At 69.8% G+C, this 12783-nt stretch carries 13 protein-coding genes and 1 tRNA gene; 6 read left to right on the top strand and 8 right to left on the bottom strand.

What is annotated here, in order from left to right; translation table 11 throughout:
• Nucleotides 1-11: 11 nt before the first annotated feature.
• The 5 genes from P0Y31_RS15010 to P0Y31_RS14990 form a co-directional block, all read right to left on the bottom strand.
• Nucleotides 12-953: a F510_1955 family glycosylhydrolase gene (locus tag P0Y31_RS15010; RefSeq protein WP_275870772.1), complete on the bottom strand. Its 942-nt coding sequence runs from the start codon at nt 951-953 to the stop codon at nt 12-14.
• Nucleotides 950-1552 (bottom strand): DUF305 domain-containing protein, encoded by a 603-nt coding sequence (locus P0Y31_RS15005; RefSeq protein ID WP_275870770.1) that lies wholly within the window; start codon nt 1550-1552, stop codon nt 950-952. The genes P0Y31_RS15010 and P0Y31_RS15005 overlap by 4 nt, the downstream gene beginning before the upstream one ends.
• A gap of 156 nt (nt 1553-1708) precedes the next feature.
• Nucleotides 1709-4114, bottom strand: a complete 2406-nt coding sequence (locus tag P0Y31_RS15000) for a heavy metal translocating P-type ATPase (RefSeq protein ID WP_275870768.1) — start codon at nt 4112-4114, stop codon at nt 1709-1711.
• Nucleotides 4115-4198: 84 nt separating this feature from the next.
• On the bottom strand, nt 4199-5749 hold the full coding sequence (locus P0Y31_RS14995) for a multicopper oxidase family protein (RefSeq protein ID WP_275870766.1): 1551 nt from the start codon (nt 5747-5749) through the stop codon (nt 4199-4201).
• A 31-nt stretch (nt 5750-5780) separates the two neighbouring features.
• Nucleotides 5781-6041: an SHOCT domain-containing protein gene (locus tag P0Y31_RS14990; RefSeq protein ID WP_275870764.1), complete on the bottom strand. Its 261-nt coding sequence runs from the start codon at nt 6039-6041 to the stop codon at nt 5781-5783.
• A gap of 235 nt (nt 6042-6276) precedes the next feature.
• Between P0Y31_RS14990 and P0Y31_RS14985 the strand changes: the two genes are divergently transcribed.
• Together P0Y31_RS14985 and P0Y31_RS14980 are read left to right on the top strand one after the other, a co-directional pair.
• The gene (locus tag P0Y31_RS14985) at nt 6277-6954 is read left to right on the top strand and encodes a response regulator transcription factor (RefSeq protein WP_345803641.1); all 678 of its coding nucleotides are present in this window, start codon (nt 6277-6279) and stop codon (nt 6952-6954) included.
• Nucleotides 6951-8087 carry a HAMP domain-containing sensor histidine kinase gene (locus tag P0Y31_RS14980; RefSeq protein ID WP_275870761.1) on the top strand — a complete coding sequence of 379 codons (1137 nt, stop codon included), beginning with the start codon at nt 6951-6953 and terminating at the stop codon, nt 8085-8087. Before P0Y31_RS14985 ends, P0Y31_RS14980 begins: the two co-directional genes overlap by 4 nt.
• A gap of 30 nt (nt 8088-8117) precedes the next feature.
• Here P0Y31_RS14980 and P0Y31_RS14975 read toward each other — a convergent pair whose 3' ends face one another.
• Entirely contained in the window at nt 8118-8597 is a 480-nt protein-coding gene (locus P0Y31_RS14975) for a hypothetical protein (protein WP_275870759.1), read from the bottom strand.
• Nucleotides 8598-8693: 96 nt separating this feature from the next.
• On the opposite strand from P0Y31_RS14975, the gene P0Y31_RS14970 reads away from it, so the two are divergent.
• From P0Y31_RS14970 to P0Y31_RS14960, 3 genes are all read left to right on the top strand, one after another.
• Nucleotides 8694-8912, top strand: a complete 219-nt coding sequence (locus tag P0Y31_RS14970) for a hypothetical protein (RefSeq protein WP_275870757.1) — start codon at nt 8694-8696, stop codon at nt 8910-8912.
• 104 nt (nt 8913-9016) lie between these two features.
• The gene (locus P0Y31_RS14965; protein WP_275870755.1) at nt 9017-9412 is read left to right on the top strand and encodes an SHOCT domain-containing protein; all 396 of its coding nucleotides are present in this window, start codon (nt 9017-9019) and stop codon (nt 9410-9412) included.
• A gap of 39 nt (nt 9413-9451) precedes the next feature.
• On the top strand, nt 9452-10699 hold the full coding sequence (locus P0Y31_RS14960) for an AI-2E family transporter (protein ID WP_275870753.1): 1248 nt from the start codon (nt 9452-9454) through the stop codon (nt 10697-10699).
• Between the two features lie 201 nt (nt 10700-10900).
• On the opposite strand, the gene P0Y31_RS14955 is transcribed toward P0Y31_RS14960, so the two are convergent.
• Nucleotides 10901-11353 (bottom strand): DUF6069 family protein, encoded by a 453-nt coding sequence (locus P0Y31_RS14955; protein WP_275870751.1) that lies wholly within the window; start codon nt 11351-11353, stop codon nt 10901-10903.
• 310 nt (nt 11354-11663) lie between these two features.
• Here P0Y31_RS14955 and P0Y31_RS14950 point away from each other — a divergent pair, with 310 nt between their 5' ends.
• A complete protein-coding gene (locus P0Y31_RS14950; protein ID WP_275870750.1) occupies nt 11664-12593 on the top strand; it encodes a site-specific integrase in 930 nt (309 codons plus the stop codon).
• 109 nt (nt 12594-12702) lie between these two features.
• Here the strand turns inward: P0Y31_RS14950 and P0Y31_RS14945 are convergent.
• Nucleotides 12703-12775 (bottom strand) — tRNA-Ala (locus tag P0Y31_RS14945).
• Nucleotides 12776-12783: the final 8 nt, after the last annotated feature.

Genomic DNA, 12783 nt, shown 5'->3' with positions numbered 1-12783 from the left:
CCCGCCGGATCTCAGCCGGTACCGAACGAACCTCCAGCTCTCGACGTGACCAGCCGCTGACCGGTGGCGGCGACGACCTCGAGGGTCTTCCCGCTGCCCGTCGCGTCGAGCGCCTGGATGTCGGAGGCTCCCGCCTTCGTGGTCTGCCACGTCCTGCCGGTGTCCGTGCTCAGGTGGAGCCGACCTTCCGGGGACAGTCCCGCAACCGTCTGGCCGTCGGCCCAGTCGACGAACAACAGGAGCGGAGCACCCTTCACCGGCGCCCAACGCCGGCCGCCGTCGTCGGAGCCCATAAGCCCGTCGGCGGTGGTGGCAAGGACTCGTCGAGCATCGGGTGAGATGGCGAGGCTCCTCGGCGGTGAGGCGAGGTCGCCGGTCTCCCAGGTACGGCCGTCCGTGGTGGTGCGCACGGTCCCGTCGAACCCGAGGACGCGTTCCGGGGTCGCGGCGAGGGCGTGGAAGTCCGATGAACCCCCGCGGGAGAGCACCGTCCAGGACCGACCGCCGTCACGGCTCTCGAGCAGACCCGCTGGCTGCGGCAGGTCCACGCCGGGTCCGGGGTGGCCAGAGGCGTAGTAGTGGCCGGGCCCTGCCACCGTGAACCCCATGAGGTCGATGGTGGGGCCGACCTTGCGTGGCTCGCCCTTCCCGTAGACGTAGAGCCCCTCGTGCGTCGCGACGAGGACGTCTCCGGTGACGGGCTCGCGGGCCACGGCGTGGACGTGGGCCGACGACAGTGCCCGCGCCGTCGGTGTGGCTGGGGGCTTTGCGGTGGTGGTGGCTGGGGCGGAGCTCGGGGCCAGGGGCGCGGTCACGCGCGGGGACGGCACCGCAGTGGCGCCGGTCGCCGCTGTCCCCTGGCTCGCGCACGCCGAGAGCCCCAACGAGGCCGCACCGGCGGCCAGCGCGGTCAGGGCCAGAGCGACCGGGCGACGTGGCCTGACGGCGCTCACCTGAGCAGGCCCTGCATGGTGGTGATCTCCTTCTCCTGCCCCTCCACGACCGCCTGCGCCAAGGCCTTGACCTCGGGATCCTCGGTCGAGGCCAGGACGTCCTCGGCCATGGTGATGGCGCCCTGGTGGTGCTCGATCATCATCTCCAGCCACAGGCGGTTGAACTCGGCGCCCTGTGCCGACTCCAGCGATGCCATGTCCTTCTCGGACATCATGCCGCTGGCCCCGTGGTCCATCGGAGCCGAGGTCGGGGCCCCCCACGCGCTCAGCCAGCCGTTCATCGTCTCGATCTCCGGGTCCTGGGCGGCCTTGATCTGCTGGGCCAGGCCCTCGACCTCCGGGGACGTCGAGGGGTTCGCCAACGCGAGGTCGGCCATCTCGACGGCCTGCTGGTGGTGGGGGATCATCATCTGCGCGAACATCACGTCGCCCGCCCGGCCACCAGAGCTCGACTGCGCCGAGGTCGCGCTGGAACTTCCGTGACCGTTCATCCCACCCATGGACTGCGAGTCGTCCGCGTCGGAGCCGCAGGCGCCGAGGGCGAGGACGGTGACGAGGCCGGCACCGGCCAAGGTGAGGGATCGCTTGGTGTTGAACACAGGTGGTTCACTCCTTTGGAGGGCGTGGAGGATCGGCGCGGTGGGCCCCACTCTGGACGTGACGCCTGGGCCGATTCGTAGGTGTTTGCTGAAGATTCGATGAAGATGGCGGTGCGGTTGGGTCGCCGGCGCTCGGTCAGTGACTTCGGTGAACGGCTAACCCAGGTGGCCGGCCGGCACCGGTGCGCGTTGCTCCGCCCCCTGGCTCGCCGGAGCCGGCGGTTCGGGGAGGCTGAGCCGCTTCAGGAGGAGAGCGTTGACAGCCACGATGACGCTCGAGCCCGACATCGCCAGCGCCGCCATCTCCGGCCGCAGCACCAGGCCTAGTGACGGCTCGAAGACACCAGCGGCGATCGGCAGGGCGACGGCGTTGTAACCCACCGCCCAGCCGAGGTTCTGGCGCATCTTCCGCAGCGTGCCGCGCCCGATCCTCAGCGCCGTGGGGACATCGAGGGGGTCCGAGCGCATCAGCACCACGTCAGCGGTCTCGATGGCGACATCCGTCCCCGCGCCGATGGCGATGCCGAGGTCTGCCTGCGCAAGGGCAGGGGCGTCGTTGACGCCGTCACCGACCATGGCGACCCGCCTGCCGGCCTGCTGCAGCTCGGCGACCTTGGCGGCCTTCTCGCCGGGAAGGACCTCGGCGATGACGGTGTCGATGCCCAGCTGGCCCGCGATGCGGCGTGCGGTGGCCTCGTTGTCCCCACTGAGCATGACCACCTCGACGCCGAGCTCGTGCAGCGCCTCCACGGCCTGCGCGGAGGTCTCTCGCGCGGCATCGGCCAGGCCGATGACCCCGACACCGCGACCGTCCACGGCTACCAGCACGGCGGTGCGGCCCGAGTCGGCAAGCTCGTCGCGACGGGCCAACAGGGTGCCCATCTCGACGCCCTCCTGCGCCATGAGCTTGCGGTTGCCGACCACGACCGTCCGGCCGCCCACCTCACCGACTGCCCCATGCCCTGGGACGTTGCGGAAGCGCGACGGCGCGGTGACCGCGACACCCCGCTCCGCGGCATACCGGACGATCGCACCGGCGAGCGGGTGCTCGGACTCGTGCTCGACGGAGGCGACCAGTGACAGCAGCTGCGCCTCGTCGATCCCGTCGACGATGACGTCGGTCACCTCGGGCTCGCCCTTGGTCAGCGTCCCCGTCTTGTCCATCACGACGGTGTCGATGCGAGCCGACGCCTCGAGCGCAGCAGCGTTCTTGACCAGGACGCCCCGCTTCGCGCCGAGACCGGTGCCGACCATGATCGCCGTCGGCGTGGCCAGGCCCAGCGCGTCGGGGCAGGTGATCACGACGACCGTGATGGCGAACAGCAGCGCGGTCTCCACGCTGGCCCCCGACCAGAGCCACACGAGGAACGTTCCAAGGCCTCCGACCAGGGCGACCAGCACGAGCCAGAAGGCGGCCCGGTCGGCGAGCCGTTGCCCGGGCGCCTTCGAGTTCTGCGCCTCCTGGACGAGGGCGACGATCTGGGCCAGGGCGGTGTCCGAGCCGACCTTCGTCGCGCGGACGCGCAGGGTGCCGGTGGTGTTGATCGACGCGCCGATGACCTCCGACCCCGGCGACTTGGCGACGGGAAGGCTCTCCCCGGTGACCATCGACTCGTCGATCTCCGAGACGCCCTCCTCGACGACGCCGTCGACCGGCACCTTGCCGCCGGGCCTGACCAGCAGCAGGTCGCCGGCCCGCACCTCGGCGGTGGGCACCTCCACCGGCTGGCCCTCGCGGAGCACAGTGGCCATGGGTGGGGCGAGGTCCATCAGTGCCCGGATGGCGTCGTTCGCGCCACCCCGGGCCCGCATCTCGAACCAGTGGCCCAGGAGCACGAAGGTGGTCAGCATGGCCGCGGCCTCGTAGAAGACCTCACCGCCTCCCGTGAGGGTCACGCCCACGCTGTACAACCAGCCCGCTGCGACCGCCACGGCGACGAGCACCATCATGTCGAGCGTGCGGTTGCGCAGAGCACGGAACGCTCCGTCGAAGAAGATCCAGGCGGAGTAGAACACCACGGGCAGGCTGAGCAGCAGCCCGAAGACGTCGTCGCGCAGGCCGAACGGCGCCGGCACGGTGAACCCGAGCATGTCCCGACCCATGGGCGACCAGAGCGTGATCCCCAGCGTCATGACGGCGGCGACGACGAACCGGTTGCGCATGTCGCGGACCATGTCGTCCATCGACATCCCCGCGTGACCGCCGTGGCCCATCACCTCGTGCGCCGTGTGCTCTCCGTGCCCCGATACAGGAGCTCCATGGGTATGCCGCGGGGCGGCTTCGAGCGCTGTGTGACCCTGGTGCGTGGCCGGCTCCTCCATCGGCTCGCAGACGTGGTTCGGCACCGACCGACCCGCGCAGTGGTAACCGCAGTCACGCACCCACGAGGCGAGATCGGTGACCGACGTGACGTCGGCGTCGAACGTGACCGACGCCGTCTGGTTGGCCGCGTTCGCTTCCACGGCTTCCACACCCGGGCGGCGGAGCAGGGTCTTCTCGATCGCCCGCTCGCTGCTCGCCCAGTGCAGGCCGCCCACGTGCAGGACGGTGGTCTGGCTCATGACGCCCTCATTTCCTCGTCGGGGTGCATGACCACGTCAACAGCATACCCCCACCCGGTATTCCGAGCGGTCGGCGACCTGGCGTCAGGCCTGGTAGGAGAGCGTCGTCATCATGCCCGCCTCCGCGTGGTAGATGTTGTGGCAGTGGGTCGCCCACTGGCCCGGGTTGTCAGCGTCGAGGTCGACGGTGATGGCCTGCATGGGCCGGACGATGACGGTGTCCTTGCGGACACCCGTCCCGTTGAGGGCGAAGGTGTGGCCGTGGACGTGCATCGGGTGGAACATCATCGACATGTTGCGGAACCGCAGCCGCAGTCGTTCGCCCTGGCTGACGTCGAGGGGGTCGGCATCTGGAAAGGTCTTGCCATTGAGCGTCCACCGGTAGGACGCCATCGACCCGCTCAGCAGCAGGTCGTGCGTGCGCTCGACCCGTCGGTCGGCAAGCCGCGCCTCCGGGGCGACCTGGAGGTCGGTGACCGTGACGACCCGCCCGTCGAGCTCCGCAGGTCGGGCCGAAGCCGGCGGTGGCGTGCCGGCTGAAGTGCGCACCACGGCGAGACCCTGCCCCTGCTTGCCCTCGGCAGCAGCGACCAGCGGGAAGACGCCGTCTTGCAGGATGAAGCGGACGTCGTAGCGCTCGCCCATCCCCACCAGCAGCGCGTCGCCCTCGAAAGGCTGCACCGGGAAGCCGTCCGTGTGGGTCACGGTCAGCCGGTGCCCACCCAGGGCGACCCGGAAGGCGGTGTCGCTGCCGGCGTTGACGATGCGCAGACGCACCCGTTGGCCCGCCTTGCCCGACAGGCTGGCCGGCGAGGTGGGGACCCTGCCGTTCACGAGGTAGTGCGGGTACACCACGTCGCCGGCTCCGCCCAGCAGGGGGGAGGTCAGGGACTCCCCCATGCCCCCCATGCCCCCCATGCCCCCCATGCCCATGGACCCGTGGCCCATCCCTCCCATCCCACCCATGCCTCCGTGCCCCATCCCGTTCGAGGCCCCGCCGGCCTGGAGGCCCGCGAGGACGTCGTCGGGGGTGCGACCGGTTCCGTCGACCCAGTCGTCGAGCACGACGACCCACTCGAGGTCGTAGTCGCCCGGCTCCGCGGGGTCGTCGACGACGAGCACGCCGTGCAGGCCCCGGTCGAGCTGGACACCGCTGTGGGGGTGGTAGAAGTACGTGCCCGGGTCGGGAGCAGTGAACTCGTACAGGAACCGCGCACCGGCACCGATGGGCCTCTGCGTCATGCCAGGCACGCCGTCCATGTCGTTGCGCAGCGCGACACCGTGCCAGTGGATGCTGGTGTCCGCCGGTAGGCGGTTGTCCACGCTCACCCGCAGCAGGTCACCGGCCGTGGCGCGGATGAGCGGGCCGGGCACGGACTCGCCGTAGGCCCAGGTGCCCACCACGACTCCGCCGAGGTCGACCGTGGTCTCCTTCGGGGAGAGCACCGCGCTGACCGTGCGCTGGCCTGCGATGCGACGCGCTGCCTCCGCCCGTCGCACGCTCTCCGACGTGGCGGCGACCGCATTCCTGGGAGTGCTGCACCCTGAGAGCCCCGCCAGGGCCAGCGCCCCGGCAGCGGAGCCGAGCAGGAGCGAGCGACGGCTGATCGAGGACTGGTGGCTGATCGAAGACACGAGGCCTCCTCGGTGTCGGCGCGTGGGCGCCTCAATGGACGGAGTGCAGGACCTGGCTGCGCTGGCGGTACTCGTCGGCGTCGATCTCTCCTCGCGCGAAACGCTCCTCGAGGATGCGCTGGGCGCTGTCCTCGTCCCGCTGACCCGACCGGGACCCGCCATCGCGGGACCCGCCGTCCCGGGTGCCGCGGAAGAGGGCGACGATCCCGAAGACCACGACCGCCCAGAAGGCCACCGTCGTCACCGACATCAGGAGCCATCCGCCCCAGCCCATACCGTTGTTCCACATCATCTTTCTCACCTCTCTTGGTCGTTGTCTTCAACGCTGCACCGTGACCACCGGCACGGCCGTGGAGGTTCCATGAAGGTTCGCTGTAGATGCCGCTGGCCGCGGCCTGGGATGCTCGTGGTCTGCGCGGGCGCCTGACACCATGTGGGTCGTGGCCGCGACTTCCCGCTCCGACGACCCGACACCGAGGTCAGATCGCTCCGGCGCCGCGCCTCGCAACGGTCTGAGGGCGCTGGTGGTGGAAGACGATGTCCACCTGGCCTCCCTGGTCGGCACCTACCTCGAGCGGGAGGGGTTCGAGGTCGCGCTGAGCCACGACGGGGTGGACGCGGTGCAGCAGGCACGCGAGGTGGACCCGGACATCGTGGTGCTCGACCTCGGGCTGCCCCGCCTGGACGGGATCGAGGTCTGCCGCCGGCTTCGCACCTTCTCCGAGGCCTACGTCGTGATGCTCACCGCCCGCACCGACGAGGTCGACACGCTGGTCGGTCTCTCGGTCGGCGCCGACGACTACATGACCAAGCCCTTCAGCCCCCGCGAGCTCGTGGCACGCCTGCGGGCGATGTTGCGCCGCCCCCGGCCTCTGGGCGGCGGGGCGCCGGAGACTGCCGGCCTCCGTCGATTTGGCGCGCTGGCCATCGACCCGGTCGGACGGGACGTCTGGTTGGGGCAGGAGCCGGTCGCACTGACGCGCACCGAGTTCGACGTGCTCGCGGCCCTCTCCGATCGGCCGAGAATGGCCTTCTCCCGGCGCCAGCTCGTCGACGCCGTCTGGGGTGAGACGTGGGTGGGCGACGAACATCTCGTCGACGTTCACATCGGGCACCTGCGCCGCAAGCTCGGCGACGACGCCACCGAGCCCCGGTTCATCAGGACGGTACGCGGCGTGGGCTACCGGATGGGGACCGGCGAGTGACAACCCAGCACCTGCCGACACCGACCAGAAAGCGCGGCAGCCTGGCGGCGAGGCTGCTCGGCGCGCAGACGCTGGTCCTCCTCGGCAGTGCAGTCACGTCGTGGGTCGTCGCGTCCGTGGTCGCCCCCGGCATCTTCCACACCCATCTCGAGCGGGCCGGTGTGTCGCACACGGCCTCGGAGACCCTCCACGTCGAGCGCGCCTTCACCGACTCGCTCCTCATCGCCCTCGGCGTCGCCCTCGTGACGTCGGTCCTGATGGCCTTCGGCGTCACGGCATACTTCACCCGGCGGGTGCAGCGTTCCACCGCAGCAGTCGCCGCCTCGGCAGCTGACATCGCCGCCGGCCAGTACGGCGCACGAGTCCCCCGTCCCGGGCTCGGGTCCGAGTTCGACGTGCTGGCCACGACCATCAACGAGCTCGCCGCACGGCTCGGCGACGTGGAGACCACCCGGCGCCGGATCCTGGCAGACCTGGCCCACGAGATGCGCACCCCGCTGGCGAGCATCGAGGCGCACCTGGAAGCCGTGGAAGATGGTGTACGCGAGCTCGACGCCGCCACGCTGGCGGTGCTGCGGGATGGCACCCAGCGACTGCACCGCCTGGCTGAGGACGTCAGCGCCGTCTCGCACGCGGAGGAGGGACGGCTCGAGTCCCGCCCGGTGCGGACGCGGCCCCAGGCGCTCCTGGAGGCAGCCGCCGCTGCCGCAAGAGACTCCTACGACGCCAAGGGAGTCGCCCTCGTCGTCGGTCGCGACACCACCGGAGGTCAGGTCCTGGTCGACCCGCAGCGGATGGCACAAGTGCTGGGCAACCTTCTGGACAACGCCCTGCGTCACACCCCACCCGACGGTACCGTCACGCTCACCGTGCACCAAGCGGACAGGCGGTGGGTCGAGCTGGAGGTGCTCGACACCGGTGAGGGCATCGACCCGGAGCACTTGCCTCACGTGTTCGAGCGCTTCTACCGCGCCGACCCAGCCCGGGCTCGGTCCCGCGGCGGGAGCGGCATCGGTCTCACCATCAGTCGAGCCCTCGTCGAGGCACACGGCGGTGGTATCTCTGCCGCCAGTCCGGGGCCGGGCCGGGGAGCCGCCTTCACCGTGCGGCTGCCTGTCGCCGTCGAGCAATGACGTTCACGGCGCGGGGTCGCCCACACCGCTTCAGGCGCACTTGATTGGGCTTGCCGCCGTACCGCACCGACCCCCGTTGCACCAGCCGGGCGACTGTCGCGGCCAGGTCCGCGGCGCCTCGTCGCCCCGCTCCTGGGTCAGCCGCGTGTACCCGGTGAGATCGAGGAAGCAGATCGCAGGAGGTCTCTCGAGCCTGCTGCGGATGCCGGCCTTGGCCATCAGGGCCTCGAAGCCCTCAATGAGGTTGGCGGTCCAGGCCCGCGCCTGCTGCGCGTGGTAAAGGGCGAGGACGGCGTGCTCCGCGAGCGGGGTGCTGCGATCGGCCAGCTCGACGTTGGAGAGATCCTCCCAGCCCTTCCCTGCTGCCAGGGCCGGCTCGATCACCTCGGAGTTCCACCACCCGGCCTCGGCCTGGGCGATGCGGTGCGTGCTGTCGCCATAGACGCGGAGCAGCTGCTCGATGGCGGTGGACCTGAAGCCGGCATCGACCTGCAGCTGGAGGAACGGCACGACCGCCATCTCGTCCTCACGAAGGCGGTCATCCGGCGCCGGTGGCGCAGAGCCGGTCGCTTCCGGACGCTCGTCAAGAGCTCGAGGGGCACCCCGGTGCGATCGCTGACCTGCCTGAACGTCTCGCCGCCGAGGGCGGCAAAGCGTACGCCGCGGGACGTGGTGCAGGCCTCCCGTGAGCGCATCGAGGTGGCGTCCACAGGAGCGGTTTCCGACCTCCCCGCGGAGCTCGGCCGGGTGGCCAGCGATCTCGAGGCCGCGGTGGCGGCGGTGTTCCCCCTGGCGCTATCGCCTGCCCACAACACGCCAAGCTGAGAAGCCGCCGCATTCGGGTCATCCGTGGCAGGTGAGGCGCCCGACCCCTCGGTGTGCCGAACTGGTAACCAACAGCACACCGGCCGAGCACACGGGGGAAGACCATGGACTCGATCACGACCAGCTTCGGTGAAGTTCTGCTCTGGAGCTTCTGGTTCTTCATCTGGATAGCCGCTCTGATGGTGTGGTTTCGCTGCCTTGTCGACCTCTTCAGCGACAGTTCGCTCAGCGGGTGGGCGAAGGCCGGCTGGGTCGTCCTGCTCGTCTTCGTGCCCTGGCTGGGTGCGCTCATCTACATCATCGCTCGGGGCCGGAGCATGACGGCTCGGCAGATGGCGGCGGCCTCCCAACGGCAGGAAGAGCAAGACCGGTACATCAAGCAGGTCGCGAACACCTCGCAGGCCCCGGTCGACCAGATCGCGAGCGCTCAGGCGCTGCTCAGCTCCGGAGCGATCACCCGGGCCGAGTTCGACAGCCTCAAGGCCAAGGCCCTGGCCTGACCGGGCAACGCGTGTTCCCTCACGGATAGGTCGCCTCCCGTGCCCGGCACTGACCGCGACAGGCCACCAACGGCAACGCCCCCGGCTGCCGTGGAGGAAGCCCAGGCGGGGTCTGCTGAGTCCTCGACGCAATCTGCCACTCGAGACGTGCACGCGGCTGAACTCAGTGATCCGGCGGACCGACCGATGACGGCGGTCGCGACGCGGACGGGTGCCTCTCAGTTCCTCAGCTGGGTCCCCCGTCTCGGAGTATGGGCGTGGAGCTTCGTCGGCTTCGTGGCTGCGACGTTCATCGTGGTCGCTGCTCTGGCCGCCGTGAACGAGATCGTTCTCCCACTGACTTTTGCCGCAGTCCTCGCCGTCGTGTTCAGACCTTGGGCCCGCGTGCTCCAACGTCACCAGCTGAAGCCCAGCATCGCGGCAGGCGCTGTCGTGCTCGGACTGTTGGGCCTGGTCACACTCGTGACGGTGGCCACGGTGCAGGGGGTCCTCGCGCAGATGCAGCAGATCGGGACCTCGGTCAACGCGGCCGTCGATGAGGCTGCTCTGTCCTCGCTCGACCCGGCCTCGATGGAAACCCTGCGGGCGGCGGTCATCGACCTCGCTCCTGCGGTGCAGGGTGGGTTCCTCAACGTCCTGGTCTCTGGCGTCAGCACGGCAATCGGCTTCGCGAGCGGGCTGATCCTCGGCACGCTGATCATGTACTACCTGCTGAAGGACGGCGCCGAACTACGGCGTTCTCTCGTCGCCTGGTTCGACCCGCAGCTCCACGAGGACATCGACAGCTTCATCAGTGACTCGTGCCGAACCCTGCGCGACTACGGTCGCGGACGGACCGTCATGTCGGCCATCGTGGCCGCTGTCATCGGTCTGGTGAGCCTCGTCCTGGGGCTTCCTCTCGTGTTCACGATCGTGGTGGTGAACTTCATCGGCGGCTACATCCCGTACATCGGGGCCTTCCTCGGTGGCGGACTGGCCGTGATCGTCGCCCTCGGCGACCGCGGCCTGGGAGCGGCTGCCGTCATGCTGGCGGTGGTCCTGGCTGCGAACCTGGCGCTCGAGAACTTCGTCGAACCCAGGGTCATGGGCCGAAGCCTCGACATCCATCCGCTGATCGTCCTGGTCGTCACGGCCCTGGGCGGCGTGGTCGGCGGCATCGTCGGCCTCATTCTTGCGGTGCCTGTCACGGTCATCACCGCCAGTGCCATCTCCCGTCTTCGCTCCGGAGGCTTCTTCGCCCAGGTGGCCGATCGCGCAGAACCCGCCGTGCGACGCATCCTGGGTTGAGCGGCCAGCGCCATGGTGCAGGCGCGCACAAAGGAATCGGGCGTGGCGGTTGGCTCCGTCACCGATGCGCCAAACACCGGACAAGCGCCGACTCCGAGCATCAGCGAAGGCTCCGCCTGTCCTCCGATCGCAACCTTGATCCCGGGCGGCCTCCTCACAACGGGTCTCTTCGCCGCGCCGGTCACCAGCGGCGCGATGGGTTCACCGCTGCCACGTTCCTTCACGGTCGAAAACCGCCCTCGACAGGACCGAGTCGAGGAGCGATCCAATGGCCGCGCCAATGAGGAGGTTGATGACCGCCGCGCAGATCTGGACCACCACGTCGCCGCCTCGTGTGAAGGGCAGGACCATCGCTCCTGCTGTCAGCAGGCCGACGATCCACGAGAAGAACGACCGAGGTGTAGGCGTCGTCAGGGACAGGACGTGAGCCAGAGCGGTCGCGCCGATGGCCGACACGGCCGCGGTGAGGGCGTAGTTCGCCACGAAGACGTCGGTCACGTTGACTGCCGCTACCGCCCCGGCGACGTCGATGTCCAGCACCGCGCGACAGACCAAAGTGCCGAGCCAGGCGATCAGTGCCGCCACGCCCGCCGTGGCCTGGCCGCCTGCCCATAGTCGCTTCCAGTCCAGGACGACCGTGCGTTGTCTCACCATGACTCGGTCAGGACCTTGGATCCGTGGGCAGCACTAGCAGCGGGGCCCCAAGCGCCTGAGCCGCCGCGGTGCAGTTTCAAGCCACTCTCGAAAAGCATCACGCTAGCACCACTCTTCGCGAACAAGCCGCGATCCCTCCCTCTGCCCTTCTAGGTCGGTCACTCGCCGCCATCTGGGCCGGGTGACCTCTATGTCGGCGCCATCAAGGCCTACTTGCGTGGGCCGCGTAGCGTCTGAGGAAGAGCGCCTCGGCCAGGGCAAGCCTGTCGACCCCAGGGCGGGACGAGCGACCGTCCGATCCCTTCTGCCGGTGTGGCTCGAGGAGCGCGACGCGGCGCTGGTACGGCTGGTCCCCCACTCACTGGCCGCGCTGTCGCTCTACGCCGTGCCCGACCGGGAGGTCAGCCGGGCGCTGATCACGCTCACCCAGGACGGGCTGGCCGAGGCGTCGGTGCGGCGGCTCCGGGCGTCGCTCTCGTCGTTCTTCGCCTGGGCGGTGCGAGAGCGGCTGATCTTGGTCAACCCGGTGCTGCGGACACGGGTGCCCAAGGTCGGCGGTCCCCGCACCGAGATGTATCCGTTCGGCGAGGAGGACCTCGAGCGCATCCACGTCGTGGCGGCAGAGAGGGACCAGCGACTGGCCGACATCCTGCTCATCGCCGGCTGGACCGGGCTGCGGTGGTCGGAGCTGCGGGCCGTGCGGGTCCGCGACTTCGTCGAGGTCCCGATGCCGACGCTGGTGGTCCAGCGGGCCGAGCCGGAAGGCGTCGAGACCAAGACGACCAAGTCCGGTCGGTCGCGGCGGGTGCCGGTGGCCGACCGAGTGCTGCCGCTGGTCCGCTCGATGGCGGCGGGGCGGGAGGCTGATGCTCCCCTGTTCGTCACCTCCTCAGGGCACCGGCCGCACTCAACGGCGTTCAAGCGAACGCTCGGCTGGTCGACCTTGACGGAGGCCCGGCGGATCCACGATCTGAGGCACACCGCGGCCTGCCTGTGGCTGGCCCGCGGCGTCGACCCGGGCACCGTGCAGGCGTGGATGGGGCATGCGTCGATCGCGGCGACGAACCTCTACCTGCACCACCTCGGCACGCCAGCGACCGGGCCGGACTGGAGCGTCTCAACGCTCGGGGGCACGCCGGGGGCACGGCCCTGGAGGTGCGGTCGGAATGACAAAGGAAGAACCCCGCCCAACCTGGCTCGTTTGCGCTGGTCAGACGGGGTTTCCGTCGGGTGGAGCTGAGGGGAGCCCTCGTCCCTCGTTCCTCGCTCCTCCTCCCGAATCCCCCCATACACATCCAGAGAACGAAGAAGGACCGGACGAAAAGCGTGTCCGGTCCTTCTTCGTTCTGTGGAGCTGAGGGGATTCGAACCCCTGACCTTCTCATTGCGAACGAGACGCGCTACCAACTGCGCCACAGCCCCTCGATGCG

The sequence above is a fragment of the Knoellia sp. 3-2P3 genome (genome assembly GCF_029223115.1).
Classification (GTDB): domain Bacteria; phylum Actinomycetota; class Actinomycetes; order Actinomycetales; family Dermatophilaceae; genus Pedococcus_A.
Note: the sequence above shows the minus strand (reverse complement) of the source record. Positions and strands in the feature narration are given on the sequence as shown.

Coding starts and splice junctions, on each gene's coding strand:
- P0Y31_RS15000 (WP_275870768.1), bottom strand. CDS start 4,114: ATGAGCCAGACCACCGTCCTGCACGTGGGCGGCCTGCACTGGGCGAGC.
- P0Y31_RS14990 (WP_275870764.1), bottom strand. CDS start 6,041: ATGATGTGGAACAACGGTATGGGCTGGGGCGGATGGCTCCTGATGTCG.
- P0Y31_RS14965 (WP_275870755.1), top strand. CDS start 9,017: ATGGACTCGATCACGACCAGCTTCGGTGAAGTTCTGCTCTGGAGCTTC.
- P0Y31_RS14955 (WP_275870751.1), bottom strand. CDS start 11,353: ATGGTGAGACAACGCACGGTCGTCCTGGACTGGAAGCGACTATGGGCA.